General features: G+C 72.0%; 22 protein-coding genes. 14 read left to right on the forward strand and 8 right to left on the reverse strand.

What is annotated here, in order from left to right:
- The first annotated feature begins 300 nt into the window (after positions 1-300).
- Together IG78_RS0121995 and IG78_RS0122000 are read left to right on the forward strand one after the other, a co-directional pair.
- Positions 301-801 (forward strand): hypothetical protein, encoded by a 501-nt coding sequence (locus tag IG78_RS0121995; protein ID WP_030565856.1) that lies wholly within the window; start codon positions 301-303, stop codon positions 799-801.
- A gap of 338 nt (positions 802-1,139) precedes the next feature.
- Complete coding sequence (locus IG78_RS0122000; protein WP_030565857.1) at positions 1,140-1,772, forward strand: class F sortase; 633 nt, start codon at positions 1,140-1,142, stop codon at positions 1,770-1,772.
- Positions 1,773-1,794: 22 nt separating this feature from the next.
- Here IG78_RS0122000 and IG78_RS0122005 read toward each other — a convergent pair whose 3' ends face one another.
- A complete protein-coding gene (locus IG78_RS0122005; RefSeq protein WP_051852838.1) occupies positions 1,795-2,607 on the reverse strand; it encodes a peptidoglycan recognition protein family protein in 813 nt (270 codons plus the stop codon).
- Positions 2,608-2,857: 250 nt separating this feature from the next.
- On the opposite strand from IG78_RS0122005, the gene IG78_RS0122010 reads away from it, so the two are divergent.
- Positions 2,858-3,280 (forward strand): YciI family protein, encoded by a 423-nt coding sequence (locus tag IG78_RS0122010; protein ID WP_030565861.1) that lies wholly within the window; start codon positions 2,858-2,860, stop codon positions 3,278-3,280.
- Positions 3,281-3,349: 69 nt separating this feature from the next.
- Positions 3,350-4,582 carry an RNA polymerase sigma factor gene (locus tag IG78_RS0122015; RefSeq protein ID WP_030565863.1) on the forward strand — a complete coding sequence of 411 codons (1,233 nt, stop codon included), beginning with the start codon at positions 3,350-3,352 and terminating at the stop codon, positions 4,580-4,582.
- Here the strand turns inward: IG78_RS0122015 and IG78_RS0122020 are convergent.
- Positions 4,527-5,543 carry a LysR family transcriptional regulator gene (locus tag IG78_RS0122020; RefSeq protein WP_078965369.1) on the reverse strand — a complete coding sequence of 339 codons (1,017 nt, stop codon included), beginning with the start codon at positions 5,541-5,543 and terminating at the stop codon, positions 4,527-4,529. The genes IG78_RS0122015 and IG78_RS0122020 overlap by 56 nt on opposite strands.
- Positions 5,544-5,972: 429 nt before the next feature.
- On the opposite strand from IG78_RS0122020, the gene IG78_RS0122025 reads away from it, so the two are divergent.
- The gene (locus IG78_RS0122025) at positions 5,973-6,305 is read left to right on the forward strand and encodes a hypothetical protein (protein WP_157855846.1); all 333 of its coding nucleotides are present in this window, start codon (positions 5,973-5,975) and stop codon (positions 6,303-6,305) included.
- Positions 6,306-6,368: 63 nt separating this feature from the next.
- On the opposite strand, the gene asnB is transcribed toward IG78_RS0122025, so the two are convergent.
- On the reverse strand, positions 6,369-8,210 hold the full coding sequence (gene asnB / locus IG78_RS0122030) for an asparagine synthase (glutamine-hydrolyzing) (RefSeq protein ID WP_030565870.1): 1,842 nt from the start codon (positions 8,208-8,210) through the stop codon (positions 6,369-6,371).
- Positions 8,211-8,418: 208 nt separating this feature from the next.
- Positions 8,419-8,988, reverse strand: a complete 570-nt coding sequence (locus IG78_RS0122035) for a TetR/AcrR family transcriptional regulator (RefSeq protein ID WP_037685955.1) — start codon at positions 8,986-8,988, stop codon at positions 8,419-8,421.
- A gap of 250 nt (positions 8,989-9,238) precedes the next feature.
- On the opposite strand from IG78_RS0122035, the gene IG78_RS0122040 reads away from it, so the two are divergent.
- Positions 9,239-10,237, forward strand: a complete 999-nt coding sequence (locus IG78_RS0122040; RefSeq protein ID WP_078965391.1) for a DMT family transporter — start codon at positions 9,239-9,241, stop codon at positions 10,235-10,237.
- Here IG78_RS0122040 and IG78_RS0122045 read toward each other — a convergent pair.
- Complete coding sequence (locus IG78_RS0122045; protein ID WP_030565873.1) at positions 10,170-10,781, reverse strand: TetR/AcrR family transcriptional regulator; 612 nt, start codon at positions 10,779-10,781, stop codon at positions 10,170-10,172. The genes IG78_RS0122040 and IG78_RS0122045 overlap by 68 nt on opposite strands.
- Before the next feature lie 568 nt (positions 10,782-11,349).
- Between IG78_RS0122045 and IG78_RS0122050 the strand changes: the two genes are divergently transcribed.
- The 6 genes from IG78_RS0122050 to IG78_RS0122070 all read left to right on the forward strand — a co-directional run bounded on the left by IG78_RS0122050 (position 11,350) and on the right by IG78_RS0122070 (position 16,820).
- On the forward strand, positions 11,350-12,294 hold the full coding sequence (locus IG78_RS0122050) for a Gfo/Idh/MocA family protein (protein WP_037685934.1): 945 nt from the start codon (positions 11,350-11,352) through the stop codon (positions 12,292-12,294).
- Between the two features lie 452 nt (positions 12,295-12,746).
- Positions 12,747-13,568 carry an MmyB family transcriptional regulator gene (locus IG78_RS0122055; protein WP_030565875.1) on the forward strand — a complete coding sequence of 274 codons (822 nt, stop codon included), beginning with the start codon at positions 12,747-12,749 and terminating at the stop codon, positions 13,566-13,568.
- 124 nt (positions 13,569-13,692) lie between these two features.
- Positions 13,693-14,733, forward strand: a complete 1,041-nt coding sequence (locus IG78_RS0122060) for a beta-ketoacyl-[acyl-carrier-protein] synthase family protein (RefSeq protein WP_030565876.1) — start codon at positions 13,693-13,695, stop codon at positions 14,731-14,733.
- A 385-nt stretch (positions 14,734-15,118) separates the two neighbouring features.
- Positions 15,119-15,379, forward strand: a complete 261-nt coding sequence (locus tag IG78_RS42505; RefSeq protein ID WP_037685936.1) for a hypothetical protein — start codon at positions 15,119-15,121, stop codon at positions 15,377-15,379.
- Positions 15,379-15,984, forward strand: a complete 606-nt coding sequence (locus IG78_RS0122065; protein ID WP_037685937.1) for a trimeric intracellular cation channel family protein — start codon at positions 15,379-15,381, stop codon at positions 15,982-15,984. Before IG78_RS42505 ends, IG78_RS0122065 begins: the two co-directional genes overlap by 1 nt.
- A 41-nt stretch (positions 15,985-16,025) precedes the next feature.
- Positions 16,026-16,820: a GNAT family N-acetyltransferase gene (locus IG78_RS0122070; RefSeq protein ID WP_030565878.1), complete on the forward strand. Its 795-nt coding sequence runs from the start codon at positions 16,026-16,028 to the stop codon at positions 16,818-16,820.
- Positions 16,821-16,867: 47 nt separating this feature from the next.
- Here IG78_RS0122070 and IG78_RS0122075 read toward each other — a convergent pair whose 3' ends face one another.
- Together IG78_RS0122075 and IG78_RS0122080 are read right to left on the reverse strand one after the other, a co-directional pair.
- A complete protein-coding gene (locus IG78_RS0122075; RefSeq protein ID WP_030565879.1) occupies positions 16,868-18,034 on the reverse strand; it encodes an isoaspartyl peptidase/L-asparaginase family protein in 1,167 nt (388 codons plus the stop codon).
- 97 nt (positions 18,035-18,131) lie between these two features.
- A complete protein-coding gene (locus IG78_RS0122080) occupies positions 18,132-19,367 on the reverse strand; it encodes an acyl-CoA dehydrogenase family protein (RefSeq protein WP_030565880.1) in 1,236 nt (411 codons plus the stop codon).
- A 163-nt stretch (positions 19,368-19,530) separates the two neighbouring features.
- On the opposite strand from IG78_RS0122080, the gene IG78_RS0122085 reads away from it, so the two are divergent.
- Entirely contained in the window at positions 19,531-20,187 is a 657-nt protein-coding gene (locus tag IG78_RS0122085; protein WP_030565881.1) for a TetR/AcrR family transcriptional regulator, read from the forward strand.
- A gap of 94 nt (positions 20,188-20,281) precedes the next feature.
- Here the strand turns inward: IG78_RS0122085 and def are convergent, their stop codons facing one another.
- The gene (gene def, locus IG78_RS0122090; RefSeq protein WP_030565882.1) at positions 20,282-20,827 is read right to left on the reverse strand and encodes a peptide deformylase; all 546 of its coding nucleotides are present in this window, start codon (positions 20,825-20,827) and stop codon (positions 20,282-20,284) included.
- Positions 20,828-20,974: 147 nt separating this feature from the next.
- On the opposite strand from def, the gene IG78_RS0122095 reads away from it, so the two are divergent.
- Positions 20,975-22,222: a Mur ligase family protein gene (locus IG78_RS0122095; RefSeq protein ID WP_030565883.1), complete on the forward strand. Its 1,248-nt coding sequence runs from the start codon at positions 20,975-20,977 to the stop codon at positions 22,220-22,222.
- Positions 22,223-22,281 lie beyond the last annotated feature (59 nt).

Genomic DNA, 22,281 nt, shown 5'->3' on the forward strand with positions numbered 1-22,281 from the left:
GTGTTGTCGGCACGGAGTTGCTGTTGTCGGCACGGAGTGGTGTCGTCCGCACAGCGTTGTCGGCACGGAGTGGTGTCGTCCGCACAGCGTTGTCGGCACGGAGTGGTGTTGTCGGCACGGAGTGGTGTCGTCGGCACGGAGTGGTGTCGTCCGCACGGCGTTGATGTTGTCGGCACGCTGATCGGACGCCAACAGGAACCTGACAGCTTCCTCATAACTTCACGCCAGCCTGTGCGGCAGGCCCGGCGCCACTGACCACGGCGCCGGGCCCTTCCTAGTCAGAGCTGGAATGGAGCCCATATGTCCCGCCATGCCCGTCGTCCCCAGCGTCGCACGCATCTGCGCGCCGTCGCCGTAGCCACCGCTGTGGCCGGCGGGGTGCTCGCTGCTCCGACCGCTTCGGCCTTCGCGAGCGACGCGACACCCAAGCCGAAGCCGACGCCCCCCACGTCCGCCCCGGCCCCCGAGGAAGTCGCGGAGAAGCGGGAGGCCGCCGAGAAGGCCCTCAAGGAGGGCAAGCCCGTGCCGGCTCCGCCGCGCGGCGGAGTCGACGCGGGCGACCGCCCCGTCGTACACGAGGAGGCCGCCAAGCCCACCCGGAAGCCCGCGGCCGAGGAGGACCGCAAGCAGGCGGCCGAGGACGCGAGGGTGCCCAAGGGCGCCGTCGCCGCGGGCGAGCGCCCCGCGTCCGGCAGCGACAGCACGAACACCCTGATCGGCTCGGCCGCGGGCATGGCGCTGCTCGCGGGCGCCGGCACGATCGTCCTGCGCCGCCGCGCAGCCGTGCGCCAACAGGGCTGACACCGCCCGCCTCCCCTGTTCCCTGTCCCTGCTCCCAGTGTCCCCGCCGGGCGCGCCACGCAGTTCCCGGCGGGGGCACAGCACGGCGTCGGCTGCCGGGCGGTGCTGTCCGGCGGGCCGGGGCGGGCCGCCGAACGGGCCGGGGCGGGCGGCTGGGTGGGTCCCCCTGGCCGCCCCGGAAGCCCCACCCCCGGTCTCCCAGACCCCTCGTCCGGTCCGGCCGCCCGTGCCCAACTGCCGGAATCCACCCCCGGTCGTGCCGGACCCCGGCGCGACCCCTGCGGGGCACCGGCCCGGCCCCTTCGTGCCCCGGGCCGGTGCCCGCTCACGGAGCCCTCATGTTCTCTGCACCTCACCGGCGGGCGCCCCGCGCCGCCGCCCTCGCGGCCGCCGGGCTCGCCCTCGTCTGCGCCGCCGTGAGCGGCTGTTCCTCGGCGGGCGGCGCACGCACCGAGTCGCCGTCCACGTACGCGGTGAACGAGCCGCGCGAATCCGCGTCCCCCGCGGGTTCCGGCCGCTCCGCGGGGCGTGCCGCGCCGGTGCACGTGTCCGTGCCGTCCATCGGCGTCAGCAGCTCCCTGATGCGGCTCGGCCTGAACGCGGACCGCACGGTCGAGGTGCCGCCGCCGGACAAGGGGATGACCGCCGGGTGGTACACGGGCGGCGCCGTACCCGGGGAGCGCGGAGCGGCCGTGATCATCGGGCACAACGACACCCGCTTCGGCCGCGCCGTCTTCCACGACCTGAAGAAGGTCCGCGCGGGCGCGGACATCGCCGTACGCGACTCCCGCGGAAAGACCGTGCACTTCGAGGTCACCGGCACCGAGACGGTCGACAAGCAGGCCTTCCCGACGAAGAAGGTGTACGGCGGTACCCGCTCGCGCGCCCTGCGCCTGATCACGTGCGACGGCGCCTTCGACGCCAAGGGCCACCCGGTGGACAACCTCATCGTGTACGCCACCGCGCGCTGACCCGCCGGACGTGCGGGCCGGTTCAGCCGGGCCGGGCCGCCGCCGCCCTGGCGGACGTCCTGCCCTGGAGGGCCGCCGCCCGCTCCCTGATCGCGGGCAGTTCGGCCCGCAGCGCCGCGCCCGGGCAGTGTGTGGAGTAGCCGTCGGCGTGTCCGGACACCGCCTGGAAGTCGGCGTGGGCGCCCGCGGGGAACCTGCTGAGGCTGTTGCTGGACACCAGGCGTGCCGTGCGCCGCGGGTCGGCGTCGGCGAGGCCGAGCTTCCAGGCGGCGAGCGCGGCGATGGCCTCCGCCATCGGGGCGGGCACGGGCACCCCCGCGGTGAACGTGCCGATCGCGGCGACACCGGCCGTGCGCTGGTTGAACCCCTGGGTGTGCGCGCCGACGACGGGCCGGTCGACGCCGCCCCCGCGCCCCTCGTAGATCGTGCCGCAGCGGTCGACGAGGAAGTTGTAGCCGATGTCGTCGAACAGGCGGGCCCGGGTCTGCCCCTCGGCGAGGGCCCGGATGATGCGCGGCACGTCGGCGCAGTCGTACCGGTTCGGCGAGTCGGTGTGGTGGACGAAGACCGCGACCACGGGCGCACCGTAGCGGGCGGGCGCCCTCGCGGGCCGTGCGTCGCCCAGCCACCGCTCGCGCGGCACGATGGCGGGCCTGGCGGCGCGGTGCCCCGCGGACCGGGTCACGGTCCCCCGGCCACCGTCCTCGACCGCCCGCTCCACTCCGAGGACGCACAGCACGAGGGCGGCCACGGCGGCGAGGCCGGGCACGCACACGAGGACCGCGCGCCCGGCACGCGGCAGCCGCCCCGCCACCGTCTCCCGCAAGGCACGCATGCGCCCACTCTCGCGGTGGCCGCGACGGCCCGCCCCGCGGGGTCCGCCGGTCGGGTTACCCGCGGCCCAGCGCCGGGCCCGCACCGGTCCCGCGCCCGGCCCGCACCCAACCCCACATTCGGCCCCGCATCGCCGCCCGAAAAAAATCTTCGGGGAACTCCGGAGGAGTTGTCGAGATCGAGTCGCCCGCTCCGACGTCCCCTGTGAGAGTTGCCCATGAGGGGTGATGACGCAGCCAAGGAGCGCGGTCATGAAGTATCTGGTGATGGTGCAGGGCTCCCAGGCCGATTACGAGGCCATGAGCGGCAAGGCCTCCGCGCACAGCCCGGCGTGGAGCGAGAAGGAACTGCAGGCCATGTTCGCGTTCATGAACAAGCTGAACGACGATCTGTCCGAGTCCGGCGAGTTCGTCGACGGCCAGGGCCTGACCGAGCCCGCGCAGACCCGCCTCGTCGGCATCGACGACAACGGGCGCCCGGTGATCACGGACGGGCCCTACGGCGAGACCAAGGAAGTACTCGCCGGGTACTGGGTCCTGGACTGCGAGAGCCTGGAGCGGGTCACGGAGATCGCCCAGCGGGTCAACGAGTGTCCGGTGCCCCCGGGCTCCCCGACGCCGCCGGTGGTGATCCGGCCGATCCAAGAAGGCGGCGGTGACGGGCCGGGATGCTGAGGAATCCACCCGGCACCGGGGCGCGGGACCGGCGCACGTCGGTGGCCCCCGCCCCCGCCCCCGGCGGCGGTGCGGTCCGCCGGTGACGTCGAGGACCTGCTGCGCCTGCACGCACCGCAGGTCCTCGGCGCCCTTGTGCGGCGCTACGGCCACTTCGACGAGGCCGAGGACGCCGTACAGGAAGCCCTGCTCGCGGCTGCCCGCGCATGGCCGGACCGTGGTGTGCCGGACAACCCGCGCGGCTGGCTGATCAAGGTGGCGTCCCGGCGCCTCACGGACCAGTTGCGCAGCGACGCGGCCCGGCGGCGGCGCGAGGAGAGCGCCGCCCTGATGACGCCGCGCGACGCCTTCACGGCACCGCCGCCCGGCGAGGCGCGCGCCCCTTCGCAGGACGACACCCTCACGCTGCTGTTCCTGTGCTGCGACCCGTCGCTCGCCCCGGCCGCCCAGATCGCACTGACGCTCAGGGCCGTCGGCGGCCTCACGACCGCCGAGATCGCCCGCGCGCACCTGGTCCCGGAGGCCACGATGGCGCAGCGCATCAGCCGCGCCAAGCAGAAGGTGCGGGGCGTGCCGTTCCGGCAGCCGGGCCCCGCCGACCGCGACGGACGCCTCGCCGCCGTCCTTCAGGTGCTGTATCTGATCTTCAACGAGGGCTACACGGCGACGTCGGGCGCCGCCCTGCACCGCGCCGACCTGGCCCGCGAGGCCATCCGGCTGACCCGCGCGGTGCGCCTGCTGCTGCCCCGCGAGGGCGCGGTGACCGGACTGCTCGCGCTGATGCTCCTCACCGACGCGCGCAGCGCCGCCCGCACGGGACCGCACGGCGAACTGGTCCCGCTGGACGAGCAGGACCGCTCACTCTGGGACACCGCGGCGATCGGCGAGGGCACCGTTCTTGTGGAGGAAGCCCTGCGCCAAGGCCCGGCGGGCGTCTACCAGTTGCAGGCCGCGATCGCCGCCCTGCACGACGAGGCGGCCCGCGCCGACGACACCGACTGGCCGCAGATCCTCGCGCTGTACGACATCCTGGTGCGCCGCACCCCGGAGCCCATGGCCGAGCTGGGGCGGGCCGTCGCGGTGGCCATGGTGCACGGTCCGCGGGCCGGGCTCAGCCAACTGTCGGCCCTCGAAGAGCGGTTGGCGGGTCACCACCGGCTCGAATCGGTACGCGGACATCTCCTGGAACGCGCCGGTGACCTCCAAGGGGCGCGTGCCGCCTACCAGGTCGCGGCCCAGCGCACGCTCAGCCGGCCGGAGTCCCGCTACCTCCAGATGCGGGCGGCACGTCTCGCGCCCTGAGCGGAGAGCCCTGCGCGGGCACCGGTACGGCGTCCGCGCCGCGCCCCGCGCCGCCCCGGTCCCGCCCCGCCCCGCCCTCGGCACAGTCGGCGGCCACCAGGTCCGCGAAGGCGCGGGCAGGCGGGCTGAGCGCGTCCCAGCGGCGCACGGCCCAGCCGACGGAGAGCGGCGGCAGGGCCGGGACCGGCAGCAGCGTGAGGCCGGGCGGTTCCTGTGCGCGCAGGGCGGGCAGGGCGGGGACGACGGCCTGGCCGACGCCGAGTTCGGTGAGCAGCAGCGCGGTGTCCCAGTCGGCGACGCTGGTGTGGCCCGCGGGGTCGAGGTCCAGGTCGGCGAGGGCCGCGTCGAGCTGGACGCGGGAGGTGGACGCCTGCGGGGGCTTGATCAGGCGGGCCGCCGCCAGGTCGGTGAGGTCGGCGTGCGGCCGGGCGGCGAGCGGGTCGCCGGACTGCACCGCGAGCACCCAGGGCAGTGCGGCGACGGGCCGCTGTTCGATGCCGCGCACCGGTGCCCCGATGGTCACCCACGCCAGGTCCAGGTCGTCGTCGGCCAGCGCGTCGAAGCAGGCCCGGCTGGAACTCGCCGTCTGGAACTCCAGCGTGACCTGCGGGTACCGCTCCCGGAACCGGGCGACCGCCGCCCCCATGAAGTGCCGTACGGTCGTCGCGCCTGTGGTGACGCGCACGGCACCGCTCTCACCGCGCACCAGGTCGCCGAGGCGGCGCAGGGCGAGGTCGATGCCGCCGATGCCGTCCGCCGCGGCGGCGTGCAGGATGCGGCCCGCCGACGTGGGGACGACGCCGCGCGGGTGCCGCTCCAGGAGGCTGACGGCGAGTTCCCTCTCCAGGCGCTTCACGTGCTGGCTGACCGCCGACTGCGTACAGGAGAGGTCGCGCGCGACGGCGCTGAGGCTGCCCGCGCGGCACACGGCGATGAACACACGGAGATCGTCGAGCGTCACGGCCCCAAGTTATAGCCCGGCACCGGGCACGCCCCGGTCGGCTCCGGACCGGGCAGGCGGGCCGCCGCCGCACGTGGCGTACGTGGCTCACGTGGCGTACGTGGCTCACGTCGTGCAGGTGACTCACGTGGGGCACGTGACTCACGTGGGGCACGTGACTCACGTGGGGCACGTGACTCACGTGGTGCTTGTGACTCACGTGGTGCTTGTGGCGCAGATCACAGTCGCGAGAATGGGCCGCGAGGGAACGCGACGCCCTATTTCACCGTTGAACAAGATGAGAGCCCCGACCGCGATTCCCCCGTCCGGCCGGGGCTCTCATCTGTGCGACACCTGGAGTTCGCCACCGCTTCGGGGCGCTGCCACCCCTTCGAGCACGAATATGCCAACCGCACCGCGCGACACCGGTCCGGGCGGCATCATGCGTCCATGGACGGTGCCAAGCCTGTGCAGGTCTTGTTCTCACCCGCCGAGTACGCCGCCGTGGCCCGGCAGGCCGACCGCCTCGGCATCACGCCCGCGGAGTTCATACGCCGAGCGGCCGCCGTCCACGCCGGACGCGAAGCCGTCCACGCCGGACGCGAACCGGACACCTGCGACAGCGGCAGCACCCGGCGCGGCGCGGTGGTGCCCCCGGTGCGACGCGACCCCGACACCCGGAGCACCCCGGCGCTGCAGCGGTTCCTCGACACCCTCGCGACCGCCGCCCCACCCCGGGTCCCACCCCAGCAGTCGGCGGTCCGCAGCCGCTCGGGGCCCTGACGCTGCTCCCCGAACTCGACCCCGTACCCGAATCCGTACCCGCGGCCGAGTCCGTGCCCGCCCTCAGGGCAACACGACCTCCGGCTCGTACAGGTCGAACCACAGCGCCAGATCCAGCGCCCGCTCCAGGCCGCGCCGTGACGCCTGCCTGATCTGCGGTGTGTCCCGGTGCGCGAGACGGCGCAGGGTTTCGTGGTCGACGAGGCCGAAGACCGGGTGCCCCCGGCGCGACAGGAGATCCTTGGCGTGCTCCTGGAGCGCGAAGGCGTACTTCGGATCCTGCGTGGAGGGATACGGGCTCTTGACCCGGTCGTAGACGGAGCGCGGCAGGCTGTCCCTGGCGGCCTCCCGCAGCAGCGACTTCTCCCGGCCGTCGAAGGACTTCAGCGCCCAGGGCGCGTTGTAGACGTACTCAACGAGGCGGTGGTCGCAGAACGGCACCCGCACCTCCAGGCCCACGGCCATGCTCGCGCGGTCCTTGCGGTCGAGGAGCGAGCGCACGAAGCGGGTCAGGTAGAGATGGCTGACCGTGCGCATGCGGTACTCGAAGTCGCTCTCCCCGTCGAGGCGCTCGACGCCGCCTGCGGCCGTGGCGTAGCTGTCCTTGACGTACGTGGGCACGTCGAGGGCGTCGAGGACGTCCTGTCGCAGGACACCCGTCTCGTCACCCAGCGTCTCCGCGTGCCGCACCAGCCACGGGAAGGTGCCGCCGCGCCTGGCGCGCTCGTCGAAGAACTGCCGGTAGCCGCCGAACACCTCGTCCGCCGACTCGCCGGACAGGGCGACCGTCGAGTGCTCGCGGATCGCCTGGAAGAGCAGATACAGCGAGGCGTCCATGTCCCCGAAGCCGACCGGCAGGTCGCGGGCCGTCAGCATCTTCGCCCGCACCTCGGGGTCGGCGAGGGCCTGCGTGTCCAGGACGATGTCGCGGTGCTCGGTACCGGCGAGACGTGCCACGTCATGGGCGTACGGCGCGTCCGGTGTGCCCCGCATCTCGTCCGCGACGAAGTGCTCGCCCTGACCCGCGAAGTCGACGGCGAAGCTCCGCAGCGTCTCCCCCGTGACGGCGAGCCGTCCCGCGGCGAGGGCCGCCATCGCGGACGAGTCGAGGCCACCGGAGAGCAGCACACAGCGCGGCACGTCGGCCACGAGCTGGCGGCGCACGATGTCGTCGAGCAGCGAGCGCACGGTGGCCACGGTCTCGTCGCGGTCGTGCGGATGCGGGCGGGTCTCCAGGCGCCAGTAGGCGCGGCTGCGCAGTCCGTCGCGGTCGACGGTGACGACGGTGCCGGGTTCGACCTCGCGCATGCCGTCCCACACGGCATGCCCCGGCGTCTTCACGAAGGCGAAGATCTCGCGCAGCCCGTCCACGGTGACGCGGGCGCGAGCGAGCGGGTTGGCGAGGATCGCCTTGGGCTCGGAGCCGAACAGGACACCGTCCGGGGTCGGGTGGAAGTAGAAGGGCTTGATGCCCATACGGTCACGGATCATGACCAGGCGCTGCCTGCGCCCGTCCCACACGGCGAACGCGTACATCCCGTTGAGCCGCGCGGCGACGCCCTCGCCCCACTGGAGGTAGCCGCGCAGCACCACCTCGGTGTCGGAACCGGTCGCGAACTCATGCCCGTGACCGGCCAGTTCCTCGCGCAGTTCGGTGAAGTTGTATGTCTCACCGGAGTAGACAAGGGCGACGGTGCCCTCGGGCGTCGTCGCGGTCATCGGCTGACGTCCGCCGGGCAGGTCGATGATGGCGAGGCGCCGGTGCCCGAGCGCGGCGGGGCCGTCGGTCCAGGTGCCGCGGTCGTCCGGGCCGCGGCACGACATCGTCTCCGTCATCGCGTCCAGGGTCTGCCCGTGCGCCCGCAGATCGCGGTCGAACGATACCCAGCCGGTGATGCCACACATGAGGATTCCTCCTGCCGTCCGGCTGCCCACCTCCGGTCGTACGCCTCGAACGGCCGAACTAGATGTAATAGGCAGCTATCTCTCCAGACTCCACCTCGGACGACACACGGTCAACGCACCACGGCGCATTCCGGCCATGGGTAAAGGCTTGCCCAACACATATGCAAATGGCGGCTGTCGTCGCAAAGGCGGGGCCTGCGGTGTGCACTCACGTGGTCGGCGGATGCGGCGCGTCCCGCAGCAGGAGCTCGGCGCCCTGACGTGCGTGGTCGATGGCCCCGGGGAAGACCCCCATGCCGTACGCCACCAGTCCGCCCTCGTGCAGCAGCATCAGCGTCCTGCCGAGCGAGGTCGCCCGGCGGGGCGCGTGGGACCGGGCCAGGTCCGTGAAGAGAGCGAGCATCCACACCTTCTGCCCGGTGATCACCGCGTACGCGGGATGGGCGGGGTCACTGATCTCCGCATGCGCGTTGATCATGCTGCACCCCCGCGGAAGGCTGCGCTCCGCCCAGTCGCGAGACGCGTCGAAGACGGCCAGGATCCGAGAGCGGGGCGTACGGGCGCGCTCCAGGTACGGGGCGAGGAAGGCGCGCCAGCGCTCGTCCCTGTCCGCCAGGTACTCGACGACGATCTGTTCCTTGGCGCCGAAGCGGTCGTACAGCGTCTTCTTGGTCACGCCCGCCTCGGCCGCGATCAGATCGACGCCGACGGCGTGGATCCCGCGCTCATAGAACAGCCGCCCGGCCGCCTCAAGGACGCGCCGCGCCCCCGGCGTCATCGACACGCGACGCGGTCCGCCGCCCCCGGCCTCGCCCGCACTCCCGCCCACGTTCTCGTTCTCCTTCTCCTTCTCCTTCTCCTTCTCCTTCTCGTTCCCGTCCTCGTTCTCGCTCACGACCTCACCTCACCTCGTGGAGGAGGACCCATGGAGGACCTCACGCAGATCTCCATAGTAAACCGATCTGTATACTCACTCCCACGGAGTAAACAGATCGGTCTACTTCGGTGGGCCACAGGAGGTGTGCACCGTGAACGTCCTGCTCTCCATCGCATTCGTGCTGACCTGGAGCTCCGGCTTCATCGGCGCCAAGCTCGGCGCGGGCGACGCGGACGCGGTGACCATCCTGATGTGGCGGTTCCTGCCGCTTGCCGCCGTGCTCGCACTGGCCGCCGCGACCGTGGCGAGGTCGTCCTGGCGCGGCCTCACCGCACGCGACCTCGCGCGGCAGGCACTGGTCGGCGCCCTGTCCCAGAGCGGCTACCTCCTGACTGTGTACTACGCGATCCAACTCGGTGTCTCCAGTGGTACGACGGCCCTGATCGACGGGACCCAACCCCTGGTCGCGGGCGCGCTCGCCGGACCGCTGCTCGGCCAGTACGTGTCCCGCACCCAGTGGGTGGGGCTCGCGCTCGGCCTGACGGGCGTGGCGATCGTGACGACCGGCGACGCGGCCGCCGGCTCCGGCGTGCCGTGGTGGGCCTACCTCGTGCCGTTCGCCGGCATGCTGTCCCTTGTCGCTGCGACCTTCCTGGACCGCCGCACCCGCACCGAGGTCGCGCCGTTCGCCGCGCTGACGGTGCACTGCGTCACGAGCGCCGTGATCTTCACGGGGCTCGCACTCGCCACGGGCGCTGCGGCGCCGGTCGCCGAGGTGTCGTTCTGGACGGCGATCGGCTGGCTCGTGGTCCTGTCCACCTTCGGCGGCTACGGCCTGTACTGGCTCATCCTGCGCCGCGGCGGCGTCACCCGCGTCAACACGCTGATGTTCCTGATGGCGCCCGTGACGGCCCTGTGGGGCGCGGCGATGTTCGGGGAGCCGTTCGGCGCACAGACGGCCGTCGGCCTCGCCGTCGCGCTCGCGGCGGTCGTGGTGGTGCACCGAGGCACGGCGCGGGGCGGTACCGCGGGCACGGAGGGCGGCGGCGCGGGGGCCGGGCGCAGCCGCGCAGAGGGTGACGTCACTCCGGGGGCAGGGGGGACGGAGGCGTCAGACAGGCCTGCACGGCGGGTGCGTAGCGGTCGGTGATCTCCGCTATCGCCGCCGCCCGCAGATGCGGCCCGCGCGCGATGCCGTACATCACCCCGAGGCCGAGCAGCATCCCGACGGCCAGCTCGGCCCGCAGTCCCGCGTCGGGCCCTGCCAGCCGGTCGCCGAGCCTGCGCACCACCTGCGTACGGAAGTTGGCGCGCAGCACATAGCCGTGCTCGCGGTGCAGCGGGGCGTACACGATGCGCAGGATGGGGTCGGCGCCGCGCTCGGCCTGACTGGTGAGCAGGTAGCTGACCATGTGCCTGCCCAGGTCGCACAGGGGCGCGTCCAGGACCGCTTCCGCGTCCTCCTCGAACGACATGATCCGGGTGAACAGCGCGTCCTTGCTGCCGAAGTACTTGAGGACCAGCGGCGCGCTCACCCCAGCGCGTTCGGCCACGGCCTTCAGCGTGATGTCGGTGTGCGCGTGCCGCGCGAGCAGATGCCGGGCCGCACGCATGATCGCGGCTTTCGTGGTCTCCGCGTCACGCCGCCCGGGGCCCGGCGCGCATGCCGCCGGAGGTGAGGTCGAGCTGGTCATGGCGTCACTTTCCGTCTGTAACCGCCCACTTGGGCGCCGTGTCCGAGCGTAGGGCGCACAACTGCGCGCGGCCCGCGCTTCGGCCCGACCGGCGGCGAGACGCCGATCACGGTCGACGGGCCGGGCGGAGTCGGTGCCGCCACTCCCCAAAAAGCCTGATGTCGGAAACTCCCGGACAGTCAGGACACGTCCCGACCCGGCACACGCTCGTTTCGGACACCATCTATCGGCCACCCATCAACCCTGAGTGAATGCGAATTCACCCCCGACACCTTTGGCCATGAATTCCCATTCGCAGGGCATGAGTTGACGGAACGTCGAGAAATCAACCCGCCCACTCGACGAACGACACGAACCGCGCCGCACGTACTTCCCCGGCGCCCCCTCCGATACGCAGGAGAAGCCGAACCCGAATAGGTCCAGACCTTCGGCACTCGAAGGTTCGCTCCTCTCTCCGGACCGGCCAGAAGCACTCCCCCGTATCAAGTCGGGCCCTGCATACCGGTTCCGCACTCCGGCACCGCCGCACCCGTACTGCCACCACAGCCCGCTCAGCCATACTGCGCGCATGACCAGACTTCGAGTGGGCTTGATCGGTACGGGCCCCTGGGCCACCCAGACGCACGCGCCGGTACTCGCCGCGCACCCCGACGCCACGCTGTCGGGCATATGGGGGCGCCGCCCGAAGGCAGCGGCCGAACTCGCGGCCGCGCACGCCACCACGGCGTACGAGGACCTGGACGAGCTGTTCGCAGCCAGCGACGCGATCGCCTTCGCCGTGCCGCCCGACGTGCAGGCACCGCTGGCGGAGCGAGCCGCGGCGGCGGGCTGCCACCTGCTGCTCGACAAACCGGTGGCCACCTCACCGGAGGCGGCCCGCGGTCTCGCCGCGGCCGTGGACCGGGCCGGGGTGGCGTCCGTCGTCTTCTTCACCCTCCGCTTCGCGCCACCCATGGCGGAGTGGCTGGCCGGCCGAGCCGAGGAGGGACCCTGGTTCACGGCGCGCGCCGACTGGTACAGCTCGTTCTACGCGGCGGACGGCACCGGCGCGTTCGACTCCCCGTGGCGGGCCGACAAGGGCGGCCTCTGGGACGTCGGACCGCACGCACTGTCCGTGCTCACGGCCGTACTCGGCGAGGTCACAGCCGTGACGGCGGCACCGGGCCCCGAGGACGCCGTCCATCTGATCCTGCGGCACGCGGGCGGCGCGTCGAGCACCGCGACGCTCACCCTGCGGGCACCGGCCGCCGCCGAGGGCCTGATCCTGGAGTTCCGCGGCAAGCGCGGGACGGCGGCACCGGCGGGGTGGGGCGCGAGCGGATGGGGTGACTCGACCGATGCGTTTCGGTCAGCGGTAGGTGCGCTCGCGCAAGCAGCCGAGGGCGGAAAGCGGCACCCGTGCGACGTACATTTCGGCCTGCGGGTGACGGACATCCTCGCGGAAGCGGAACGACAAGTGGCCGCACGACAGGACTCGGAACTTCCGGCCCAGCCGTCGACTCAGGCCCCTTGAGTCCGTTTCGGACCGTTGTGCCACCCGGGACAGCACGGGCGGCCGGTACCGTGGCCGCTACGTAATGGCGAGTGACGGCACCGGCCGCAGCCAGTGAACCCAGGAACCGAACCAGGCGGTAACTGCCACGCAGGTACACACTGCTCAGTTTCCGACCACACGGATCGGAATACGAACAACCGGTCCCGCGCACCACCCGACATCGACCCCGTAGGCCTTGGGGGTGCCCAGCGCCGAGGAATTTCAGCCAATTTCACGCTGCTCGAACAAGACGCCCCTGAGTTGTGCCCACGAGCACACCGACGATCAAACCTGCAGGTCGGTGCTCTCGCGTACTCCATGATGCCGCATCTGCTGATCGTTTTCTTCAGGCAATGTTTATGACCAAAGAAGATGCGAGTATTTAGACTGCTTACGCTCAACTCGGCGTGTACGAAGAGGGATTACCCACCATGAACAAGACGGCGCTGCGCGCTCTGCTCCGTGAACGACGCGCCCTCATCGCCCCCGAATCGCACGGGTTCGTCCGCTCCACGGGTCAGGGGCGCCGTGCGCCCGGGCTCTCCCAGCATCAGGTGGACCAGCTCCTTCACCGCACCCTGGGCACCTACCACCGCCTGGAGTCCGGCAACTACCCCAACCCGCCGACCGCCCTCCTGCGCGATGTGGCCCGCCTGTTCGGCCTCAATGAGCAGGAATGGGTGTCCTTGTGCCGCTATGCCCTGCTCCAGGACCCTCCCGGGCCGCTTCACCTGTCGGCGGGCAAGGAGGTCCCGGGCGTCTGGCAGGAGGCCGTGGAGGGCGTGCGGCACATGGCCTACGTCACCGACGCCTCATGGGACATGCTCGCCCACAACGAGGCCTTCACCCGGATGTTCCCCGACGGGCAGGTGCCGTCGAACATCATGCGGTGGATGGTTCTCGACCCGGTGGGCCGTGCTCACCTCCTCGACTGGCAGACCTCCTGGGCGCCCATGGTGCTCCCCCAACTGCACGGCGCCCTCGCCTCGCGCCCTGAGGACGAAACGCTCCGCCAGATCGAGAAGGAGGTCCTCGCCGACCCCGACGTCGCCGTCCACTACGGCGCCGGGCGCCCGCACCCCCACCCCGACGGCGACGAGCGCCCCCTCATGCATGCCGACCTCGGCCCCGGCTGGGTCACGATGTGCGCGGCCCAACCCTTGACAGCGCCCGGGGCGCGACTGATGATCTTGGTGTTTCACCCGGGTGCGCAGCGCTCCCACCCACGCTCACCCATGCTCAGGTCCAGTTGATCGACGCCTGCTGACCGACCGGACCTCCACGAACGGGTGAGCAGGGCAGGACGCATGTTCGATGTGGTGCAGTACTTTGGGCACGGATCCCCACATCCACCTGCGCCCCGTGGGAGCCACCTCCATGCCTGCTCATGTACTGAGACCCCAGACCGTCCTGGGTGACCACAAGGTCACCACCTCGGAGATCGCCGAGGACGTGCGCCTGCACCACCCCGACCATCCCCGGCTGCGCGCGTGCCTGCGCGTGATCGAGAACTGCGGGGTCCGTACGCGCTACTTCACTCGCCCACTGGACTCGCCGACCGTCGCCGGCGCCGCCGGGATCGACGAGCGCACCCGCGTGGTGTTCGCCGATGTGCTCGCGATGGCGGAGAAGGCGGCTTTCGCGGCGCTCGACGCGGCCGGTCTCGGGGCTCAGGACATCGACGCGATCGTGACCACTCACACCACGAGCTGGACCGTCCCCAACCTCGACATCAACCTGATCGAACGCCTCGGCCTGCGCCCCACCGTGCGCCGCGTCGCTCTCACCACGGTGGCGTGCCCGGGCGGCGCCCAGGCCCTCATCCGCGCCGCCGACCTGGTGGCCGCGCGGCCCCGGAGCAAGGTCCTGGTGATCGCCGGAGAGGCGCTGTCCGGCATCTATCACCACTCCGACACCAACATCGAGTCGATGATCTACAAGGCGCTCTTCGGGGACGCGGCGGCTGCGACGGTCGTCACCGGCGAACAACGCGGCCCCGGCCTCATGATCGAGGACACCTTCGAGTACGTCCTGCCGGACAGCGTGGACCGCCAGGCGGGCATGATCGACCGCGGCGGCATCCATTTCGTGTCCACGAAGCAAGCGCTGTCCGCGGCCAACGACGTGCTGCCGCAGCTCAAGGCCTGGATCGGCGCCGACCGTCCCGATTTCGCCGTCATCCACCCCGGAAGCCCACGCATCATCACAGACACCGCGGCAGCCCTCGGCCTCAGTGACCACGATGCCCGGCACTCCACCGAGACCCTCGCCCACGAAGGGAACATCGGTGGTGTCAGCGTCCTGCGCGTGCTTGAGCGCACTCATGCCGAGCCGCCGGCGGACGGCGCACGGGGTTACACCGTCGCCTTCGGTCCTGGCTTCGCCACCGCGGCACTGCGCTGCCGCTGGCTGTCCTGACCGGCCCGCCCCGCACGGCTCCTCGCCGCGATCGTCCCCCTCACCTGCTGGGCTGCGCCCCGCTGGGCTGCCTCTCGTCGTGCGTTCCGTTCCGCTCGTCCCGCGTTCCGTTCCGAGGTCTCTCGAACACCGGCTGTGACGCACTCTGCCCCACATACCGGGTGGTACCGCCGCTCTTTGCCATGACTTTGTACGCCGCGTCCGCAGATTTATACGCCGTGTCCAACGGCGCTGGACTCGGCACGCCCCGGTGCCCCTTGCGCTCTGTCCTTGCATGCTTCAAGGCTCCGCCCGACCACGGCTTCGCCGGGTCGTCCTTTCGGCTATTCCGAACCGTCCACGTGGCCGATGGTGCTTCCCCGGCCGCGCCGGACAGGCTGGAGGGATGTTCACGGCGCGGAATCCCAGGTGGTGGCTCAGGGCGGCGGGGGCCGCCGCCGTGTGCGCACTGACGGCGGCCCTCGTCGCGGGCGCGCCCACCCGCCACGCGCCCGCGCGCCACGACCGACCCCGGACCACCGCACCGGGGGACGGCGGCGCGGACCCGTGGCTCGACGCCACCGCCCTCACCGTCGCGTTCGTCGCCTCCGCGGCCGTCCTCCTGCTGCTGCGCCGCCCTACACCCGGAAGCGGGGCGGACCGCTGATGCTGCACACGCTGTATCTGGTGGGCGTCTCCGCCTTCGCCGCCAGTGGTGTACTCGCCGCGCACCGGGCCCGGATGGATCCGTTCGGCGGGCTCGTGCTCGCCTTCGTCGCCTCCATCTCCGGGGGCACCCTGCGCGATCTCATCCTCGACCGGCACCCCCTGTACTGGACGCACGACTGGGTCCTGCTCACGGTCGTCGGCTGCACGGGCGTGGCCACGATGCTGTATCTGCGCCACCGCGAGCTCCCGCAGCGCACGCTGATGGTCGTGGACGCGGTCGGCCTCTCCGTCGTCACCGTCATGGGCGCCAAGGCCGCCATCGACGCCCATGTCACTCCACTGGCCGTGCTCATCCTGGCCGTCCTCACGGGCGTGACGGGCGAGGTCGCCCGCGATGTGCTGTGCGGTCAGTTCCCACCGCTGCTGCTGCGCGAGGAGGTGTACGCGACCGCGGCCCTCGCGGGCGCCCTGTGCTATCTCGGCCTGCACCACGCGGGCGCGTCCCCGACCGCGACCACGGTGACGTCGGCCGGGCTCGTCCTGGCCCTGCGTCTCGCCGCGATCACGAAGTCGCTGCATCTGCCGCCGCTGCCCCACCGGTAATTCCGTTGCCGTGCGCGGCCCTCCCTTGCTGAAGTGTGCCCATGGACCACTCAGCGGTACTCGCCGCGTACGACAGGCAAATACGGCAGAACCTGGACCCGGACGGGCCCGGGGTACTGATCGAGCGGCTGGGCGGCGTCGTACGGCGCGTGGCCGCGGCCCACGACTGGAACGGCATCCTCTGGTCGGACCTCGAAGAGAGCACCGCGGACGAGTCCATCGCCGCCCAGGTCCGCCACTTCACGTCCCTCGGCCTGTCCTTCGAGTGGAAGGCGTACACACACGACCTCCCCGCCGACCTGCCCGAGCGGCTCCTGGCCGCCGGATTCGTCCCCGAGCCCGCCGAGACGGTCATGGTCGCCGACGTCGAGGAGCTGCCCCTGGACGTCGAGCCACCGGAGGGGATCCGGCTGCTCCCGGTCACGGACGCGCATGGCGTGCGCCTCATGACCGAGGTGCACGAGCAGGCCTTCGGCACGGACGGCACCGACCTCGGCCGGCAACTCCTCGACCAACTGACCACGGCGCCGGAGACGGTCGCCGCGGTCGTGGCCATGGCCGGTGAGGTGCCGGTGAGTTCGGCGCGCATCGAGTTCCGGCCGGGCACGGACTTCGCCGGGCTGTGGGGCGGCGGCACCGTCACCGAGTGGCGCGGCCGCGGCATCTACCGCTCCCTGATCGCCCACCGCGCCCGGATCGCCGCGGAGCGCGGAGTGCGTCACCTCCAGGTCGACGCGTCCAGCCAGAGCCGCCCCATCCTGCGCCGGCTCGGCTTCGCGGAGCTGAGCACGACGACGCCGTACGTGTACGAGCCGCCGTTCGCTCCGGCGGTGTGACGGCCACGTCCATCACGGCCGCCCCGGCCGTCGCCTCCGGGCGGGGGTCAGGAGTTGGGTGGTGTCTCGTCCGGGAAGATCTTGGTGACGATCTTCCCGTCCTTCGTCACATAGCCGTGCAGCATGCCGGGGCTGCTGTGCGGGGCGTCGAACGCGCCGTCGGGCGCGAGGGCGATCACGCCGCCGTCGCCGCCGAGCCCCGGCAGCCGCTTGACGATGACTTCGTACGCGGCCGACGCGACCCCGGCCCCCTTGAACTCCATGAGGTTCGAGATCGTCGACGTGGCGGCGCCCCGGATGAACACCTCACCGGCGCCCGTGGCGCTCGCGGCGACGGTGCCGTTCTTGGCGTACGTCCCCGAGCCGATCAGCGGTGAGTCGCCCACGCGGCCGGGCAGCTTGTTGGTCATGCCACCCGTGGACGTGGCCGCCGCCAGGTCGCGCTTCCTGTCGACGGCGACCGCCCCGACCGTGCCCTTGGACTGCGCGTCGGCGAGCGCGGCGGGCGAGTCGGCGGCCTTCCGGCCGTCCGGAACGCCCTTTCCTCCGCCTCGCCCGCGGTCGCCCTTCTCCTGCTCCTTGGCGGCCATCAGCGCGTCCCAGCGGGCCTGCGTCCAGTAGTAGTCCTGCGTGACGGTCTTCAGGCCGTGCCGGGCCCCGAAGTCGTCGGCGCCCTCGCCCGCGAGCAGGACGTGCGGGGACTTGTCCAGCACCGCGCGGGCACCCGCGATGGGGTTCCGCAGGCTCTTCACCCCCGCCACCGCGCCTGCCTTCAGATCGGAGCCGCGCATGATCGACGCGTCCAGCTCGTGCCCCGCGTCCGCGGTGAAAACGGCCCCCTTGCCGGCGTTGAACAGCGGGTTGTCCTCCAGCTTCACCACCGCCGCCTGCACGGCGTCGATGCTGGAGCCGCCCTTGTCGAGGACCTTCCGGCCGGCCCGCAGAGCCCCGGCGAGCCCGTCCCGGTACGCCTTCTCACGCTCCGGAGAGGTCTTGTCCCGGTCGAGCGCCGTCCCGGCCCCGCCGTGCACGGCGAGCACCACGTCACGCGCGTCCGGCTCGGCCTTCCCCGCGGGCCGCTCCCCGTGGGCCGCCGGTGCCGGGCGGTCGTCCGGTGCGCCGCCCCCGCCCTGAGGGACGACGACCACCGTCACGGTGACCGCGGCGGCGGTGGCGAGGGCGGGGATCAGCCAGGTCAGGGGGCGTCTGGGCATCGGCACTCCTCGGCGGAGGGAACGCGGGCATCCACCGTAATGGCATGACCATGGCGCTTACCAGAGCGCCTCCCCCGTCCCCTCGGCAACCCGCGTCTCAGCGGATCGGCAGTCCCGAGAGCGTGCGGGCGATGACCAGGCGCTGGATCTCGCTGGTGCCTTCGAAGATCGTGTAGATCGCGGCGTCCCGGTGCATGCGCTCCACCGGGTACTCACGGGTGTAGCCGTTGCCGCCGAGGATCTGGATCGCCTGGGCGGTCACCTTCTTGGCGGTCTCGCTGGCGAACAGCTTGGACATCGAGCCCTCGGCCGACTCGAACTTCTTGCCCGTGGTCGCCATCCAGGAGGCACGCCACACGAGCAGCCGGGCTGCGTCGATCTGCGTACGCATGTCGGCCAACTGGAAGGCGACCCCCTGGTTGTCGATGATCGGACGGCCGAACTGCGTACGCGTCTTGGCGTATTCGAGTGCCTCCTCGTACGCGGCGCGGGCCGTGCCCACCGCCATCGCGCCGACCGCGGGGCGGGAGGCCTCGAAGGTCGCCATGGCGGCGTTCTTCAGGCGGGTCCCGTCCTTGCCTGCGCTCTTCGCGCGCTCACGCGCGCGTGCCAGGCGCTCGTCCAGTTTCTCCTTGCCGCCGAGCAGGCAGGAGCCGGGGACGCGTACGTCCTCCAGGACGACCTCGGCGGTGTGCGAGGCGCGGATGCCGTGCTTCTTGAACTTCTGCCCCTGGGAGAGGCCCGGGGTGCCCGGCGGCACGATGAAGGACGCGTGACCCTTGGAGCCGAGCTCGGGGTCGACGACCGCGACGACGACGTGGACGCCCGCGATGCCGCCGTTGGTCGCCCAGGTCTTGGTGCCGTTCAGGACCCACTCGTCCTTGGCCTCGTCGTGGACCGCGCGGGTGCGCATGGACCCCACGTCGGAGCCGGCGTCGGGCTCGGAGGAGCAGAAGGCGGCGACCTTCACGTCGTTCACGTCGCCGTACATCTGCGGGATCCAGGTACCGATCTGCTCCTCGGTGCCGTTGGCGAGGACACCGACCGCCGCGAGGCCGGTGCCGACGATGGACAGGGCTATGCCCGCGTCGCCCCAGAAGAGCTCCTCCATGGCCATCGGGATGCCGAGCCCGGTCGGGTCGAAGAACTGCTGGGCGTAGAAGTCCAGGGAGTAGATCCCGACCTTCGCCGCCTCCTGGATGACGGGCCAGGGCGTCTCCTCGCGCTCGTCCCACTCGGCGGCCGCGGGCCGGATCACGTCGGCCGCGAACCCGTGGAGCCAGTCCCGTACCTCCTTCTGCTCGTCGTTGAGCTCCATGGTGAACTCGGCCATGACCCCTCCAGGACTGCGGAACCCTGCTACGTTACTTGCGGTAACTGGAGTCTGTTACTGGCCGGTAGCCCATGTCAACTCCCGGCAGCCAGTTCGATGCACACCCGTGCGCGAGTGTTACGTTGCGCATGCGTCAGGCAACTGGACGGGCGGAGAGCACCTCATGGAGACCACGCAGCGGACCGATCAGCAACGGTCCGCCGAGCAACGGCGGCGCGAACTTCTCGAGGCGGCCGACCGTGTCGTCCTCCGTGAGGGACCCGGTGCCTCGATGAACGCCATCGCCGCCGAGGCGGGCATCACCAAGCCCATTCTGTACCGGCACTTCGGCGACAAGGGCGGCCTTTACGCGGCCCTGGCCAAACGGCACACCGACGCGCTGCTCGCCTCGCTGCGGGACGCCCTGGACGCCCCCGCGGAGCGCAGGGAGCGGGTGGAGGCGACGCTCGACACCTACCTCGCGGCCATCGAGGCCCGTCCGCAGGTCTACCGCTTCCTGATGCATCCGTCGGAGGCCGCCCAGGCGGGAGAGCAGAGCGGTGAGAACGGCTTCGACGTGGGCCTGCACTCCGCTCCCTTGCTGCGCCGACTCGGCGAGGAGCTGGCCGAGGTCATCGAGGAGCGGGTCGACCTCGGTCCGCGGAACGACCTGCTTGCGCGCGTGTGGGGGCACGGCATCGTCGGCATGATGCACGCGGCCGGCGACTGGTGGCTCGGCGAACGGCCCTGCTCCCGCGCCGAATTGGTGCGCAGCCTGGCCGATCTGCTCTGGGGACGGCTGGCGGCGGCGGGCAACCGCGTGGGCGGACCCGGCTTCTGAGCCGGGACCGACGCCGCCCCCGGCCACCGCGAAGGGCTCCCCGCCGCCCATCACCGCCGCCACAGCCGCCGCGCGGAACTCGGGCCGCCGTGCCTCAGGCCGTCGCGGCCCAGGGCGCCCGCGCCGCCTGTCGCAGCACCCGTCGCCTGCGCCACCCGGTGACGTGGTCGGTGTACACGCCGCCCTCCAAGTGGTCGTACTCGTGCTGGAGGCAGCGCGCGAAATACCCGGTGCCGTGCACCCGCACGGGCTCCCCGCGCAGCGTGACGCCTTCGAGGACCGCGTGGTCGAAGCGCGGCGTCGCCGCCTCCAGGCCGGGCAGCGACAGACACCCCTCGGGGCCGCGGACGCTCACCCCGTCCACGTCGACCAGGCGCGGGTTCACGATGTGCCCGAGGTGGCGCACGTCCTCGTCGTCCGGGCAGTCGTACACGAACACCCTCAGGCCCACGCCGATCTGGTTGGCCGCCAGACCCACGCCGTCGGCCGCGTACATCGTGGCGAACATGTCCTCGACGAGCGTGGCGAGGCGGGGACCGAAGTCGGTCACCTCCGCGCAGGAGGAGTGCAGCCCGGGGTCGCCGAGCAGGGTCAGGGGTCGTACGCGCCCTGAGGCGCCCGGGATCGAGCCGTGTCGCATGGCGGCAAGAGTACGGTCCAGAGGACACCGGGGGGCATTCGCGCCGTGCGCAGGTGGTGTGATTCGGGCTTGTCAGTCGATCTCGATAGGCTGGCCCGACACGATGCCGGGCAGGCGCGGCGCCGTACGCAAGGAGGATCCAGAGAGATGGCAGGACACCCTGGCAGTGGAGACCCGCTGTCGCCTCGGGCCAAGCTGGCCGTGACGGCGGGCAAGGCGGCCGCGGCGGTGTCGCGCGCGGCAGGCCGCGGCAGCGGTTCGGTGATCGGCGGCAAGGTGGCCCTCAGGCTCGACCCGGAGCTTCTGGGACGCCTGGCCACGCACCTGGACGTGGTGCTCGTCTCGGCCACGAACGGCAAGACGACCACGACGCGGCTGATCGCCGAGGCGCTGCGGGCCAGCGGCCCGGTCGTCTCCAACGCCCTCGGCGCGAACATGCCTGCCGGCATCACCTCCGCGCTCGCGGGCGGCTCCGACGCCCGGTTCGGCGTGATCGAGGTCGACGAGAAGTATCTCGCGGGCGTCGCCCGTGACGTCTCGCCGAAGGCGATCGCGCTCCTGAACCTCTCCCGCGACCAGCTCGACCGCGCCGGTGAGACCCGCATGCTCGCCGAGAAGTGGCGCGAGGGCCTTGCCGGTTCCAAGGCCGTCGTCATCGCGAACGCCGACGACCCGCTGGTCGTCTGGGCGGCCTCCTCCTCGCCGAACGTGGTGTGGGTGGCCGCGGGACAGGAGTGGAAGGACGACGCCTGGTCCTGCCCGGCATGCGGCGGCGTCATGCAGCGCCCCGGCGACGACTGGTTCTGCGGCGAGTGCGGCTTCCGCCGCCCCCAGCCGAGCTGGGCCCTTTCCGGCGACTATGTGCTCGACCCGCACGGCTCGGCCTGGCCGATCCACCTCCAGCTCCCCGGCCGCGCGAACAAGGCGAACGCCGCCTCGTCCGCCGCCGTCGCCGCGGTCTTCGGGGTGCCCCCGCAGGTCGCCCTGGAGCGGATGTATCAGGTGCAGGCGGTCGCAGGACGCTATGACGTCGTGCAGTTCCAGGGCCGCGACCTGCGCCTGCTCCTCGCGAAGAACCCGGCGGGCTGGCTCGAAACGTTTTCGCTGATCGACCCGCCGCCCGCCCCCGTGTTCCTGTCGGTGAACGCCCGCGGCGCGGACGGCACGGACACCTCCTGGCTGTGGGACGTCGACTACACCCGGCTCGCCGGGCACCCGATCTTCGTGCTCGGCGACCGCAAGCTGGACCTCGCCGTCCGCCTGGAGGTCGCGGGCCTCGACTTCCGTGTGTGCGAGACCCTCGACGAGGCCGTGCAGCTCGCCCCGCCAGGGCGCATCGAGACGATCGCGAACTACACCGCGTTCCAGGACCTGCGCCGCCGCGTCGGCAACTGACGCCACGGACGCCCCGGACCTCCCGGCGCTTCGAGACCTTCGTCCGGCACTTCGAGACC

Source organism: Streptomyces aureocirculatus, from assembly GCF_000720475.1.
Lineage (GTDB): Bacteria > Actinomycetota > Actinomycetes > Streptomycetales > Streptomycetaceae > Streptomyces > Streptomyces aureocirculatus.

Coding starts and splice junctions, on each gene's coding strand:
- IG78_RS0121995 (WP_030565856.1), top strand. CDS start 301: ATGTCCCGCCATGCCCGTCGTCCCCAGCGTCGCACGCATCTGCGCGCC.
- IG78_RS0122000 (WP_030565857.1), top strand. CDS start 1,140: ATGTTCTCTGCACCTCACCGGCGGGCGCCCCGCGCCGCCGCCCTCGCG.
- IG78_RS0122005 (WP_051852838.1), bottom strand. CDS start 2,607: ATGCGTGCCTTGCGGGAGACGGTGGCGGGGCGGCTGCCGCGTGCCGGG.
- IG78_RS0122010 (WP_030565861.1), top strand. CDS start 2,858: ATGAAGTATCTGGTGATGGTGCAGGGCTCCCAGGCCGATTACGAGGCC.
- IG78_RS0122025 (WP_157855846.1), top strand. CDS start 5,973: ATGGACGGTGCCAAGCCTGTGCAGGTCTTGTTCTCACCCGCCGAGTAC.
- asnB (WP_030565870.1), bottom strand. CDS start 8,210: ATGTGTGGCATCACCGGCTGGGTATCGTTCGACCGCGATCTGCGGGCG.
- IG78_RS0122035 (WP_037685955.1), bottom strand. CDS start 8,988: ATGACGCCGGGGGCGCGGCGCGTCCTTGAGGCGGCCGGGCGGCTGTTC.
- IG78_RS0122045 (WP_030565873.1), bottom strand. CDS start 10,781: ATGACCAGCTCGACCTCACCTCCGGCGGCATGCGCGCCGGGCCCCGGG.
- IG78_RS0122050 (WP_037685934.1), top strand. CDS start 11,350: ATGACCAGACTTCGAGTGGGCTTGATCGGTACGGGCCCCTGGGCCACC.
- IG78_RS0122055 (WP_030565875.1), top strand. CDS start 12,747: ATGAACAAGACGGCGCTGCGCGCTCTGCTCCGTGAACGACGCGCCCTC.
- IG78_RS0122060 (WP_030565876.1), top strand. CDS start 13,693: ATGCCTGCTCATGTACTGAGACCCCAGACCGTCCTGGGTGACCACAAG.
- IG78_RS42505 (WP_037685936.1), top strand. CDS start 15,119: ATGTTCACGGCGCGGAATCCCAGGTGGTGGCTCAGGGCGGCGGGGGCC.
- IG78_RS0122065 (WP_037685937.1), top strand. CDS start 15,379: ATGCTGCACACGCTGTATCTGGTGGGCGTCTCCGCCTTCGCCGCCAGT.
- IG78_RS0122070 (WP_030565878.1), top strand. CDS start 16,026: ATGGACCACTCAGCGGTACTCGCCGCGTACGACAGGCAAATACGGCAG.
- IG78_RS0122075 (WP_030565879.1), bottom strand. CDS start 18,034: ATGCCCAGACGCCCCCTGACCTGGCTGATCCCCGCCCTCGCCACCGCC.
- IG78_RS0122080 (WP_030565880.1), bottom strand. CDS start 19,367: ATGGCCGAGTTCACCATGGAGCTCAACGACGAGCAGAAGGAGGTACGG.
- IG78_RS0122085 (WP_030565881.1), top strand. CDS start 19,531: ATGGAGACCACGCAGCGGACCGATCAGCAACGGTCCGCCGAGCAACGG.
- def (WP_030565882.1), bottom strand. CDS start 20,827: ATGCGACACGGCTCGATCCCGGGCGCCTCAGGGCGCGTACGACCCCTG.
- IG78_RS0122095 (WP_030565883.1), top strand. CDS start 20,975: ATGGCAGGACACCCTGGCAGTGGAGACCCGCTGTCGCCTCGGGCCAAG.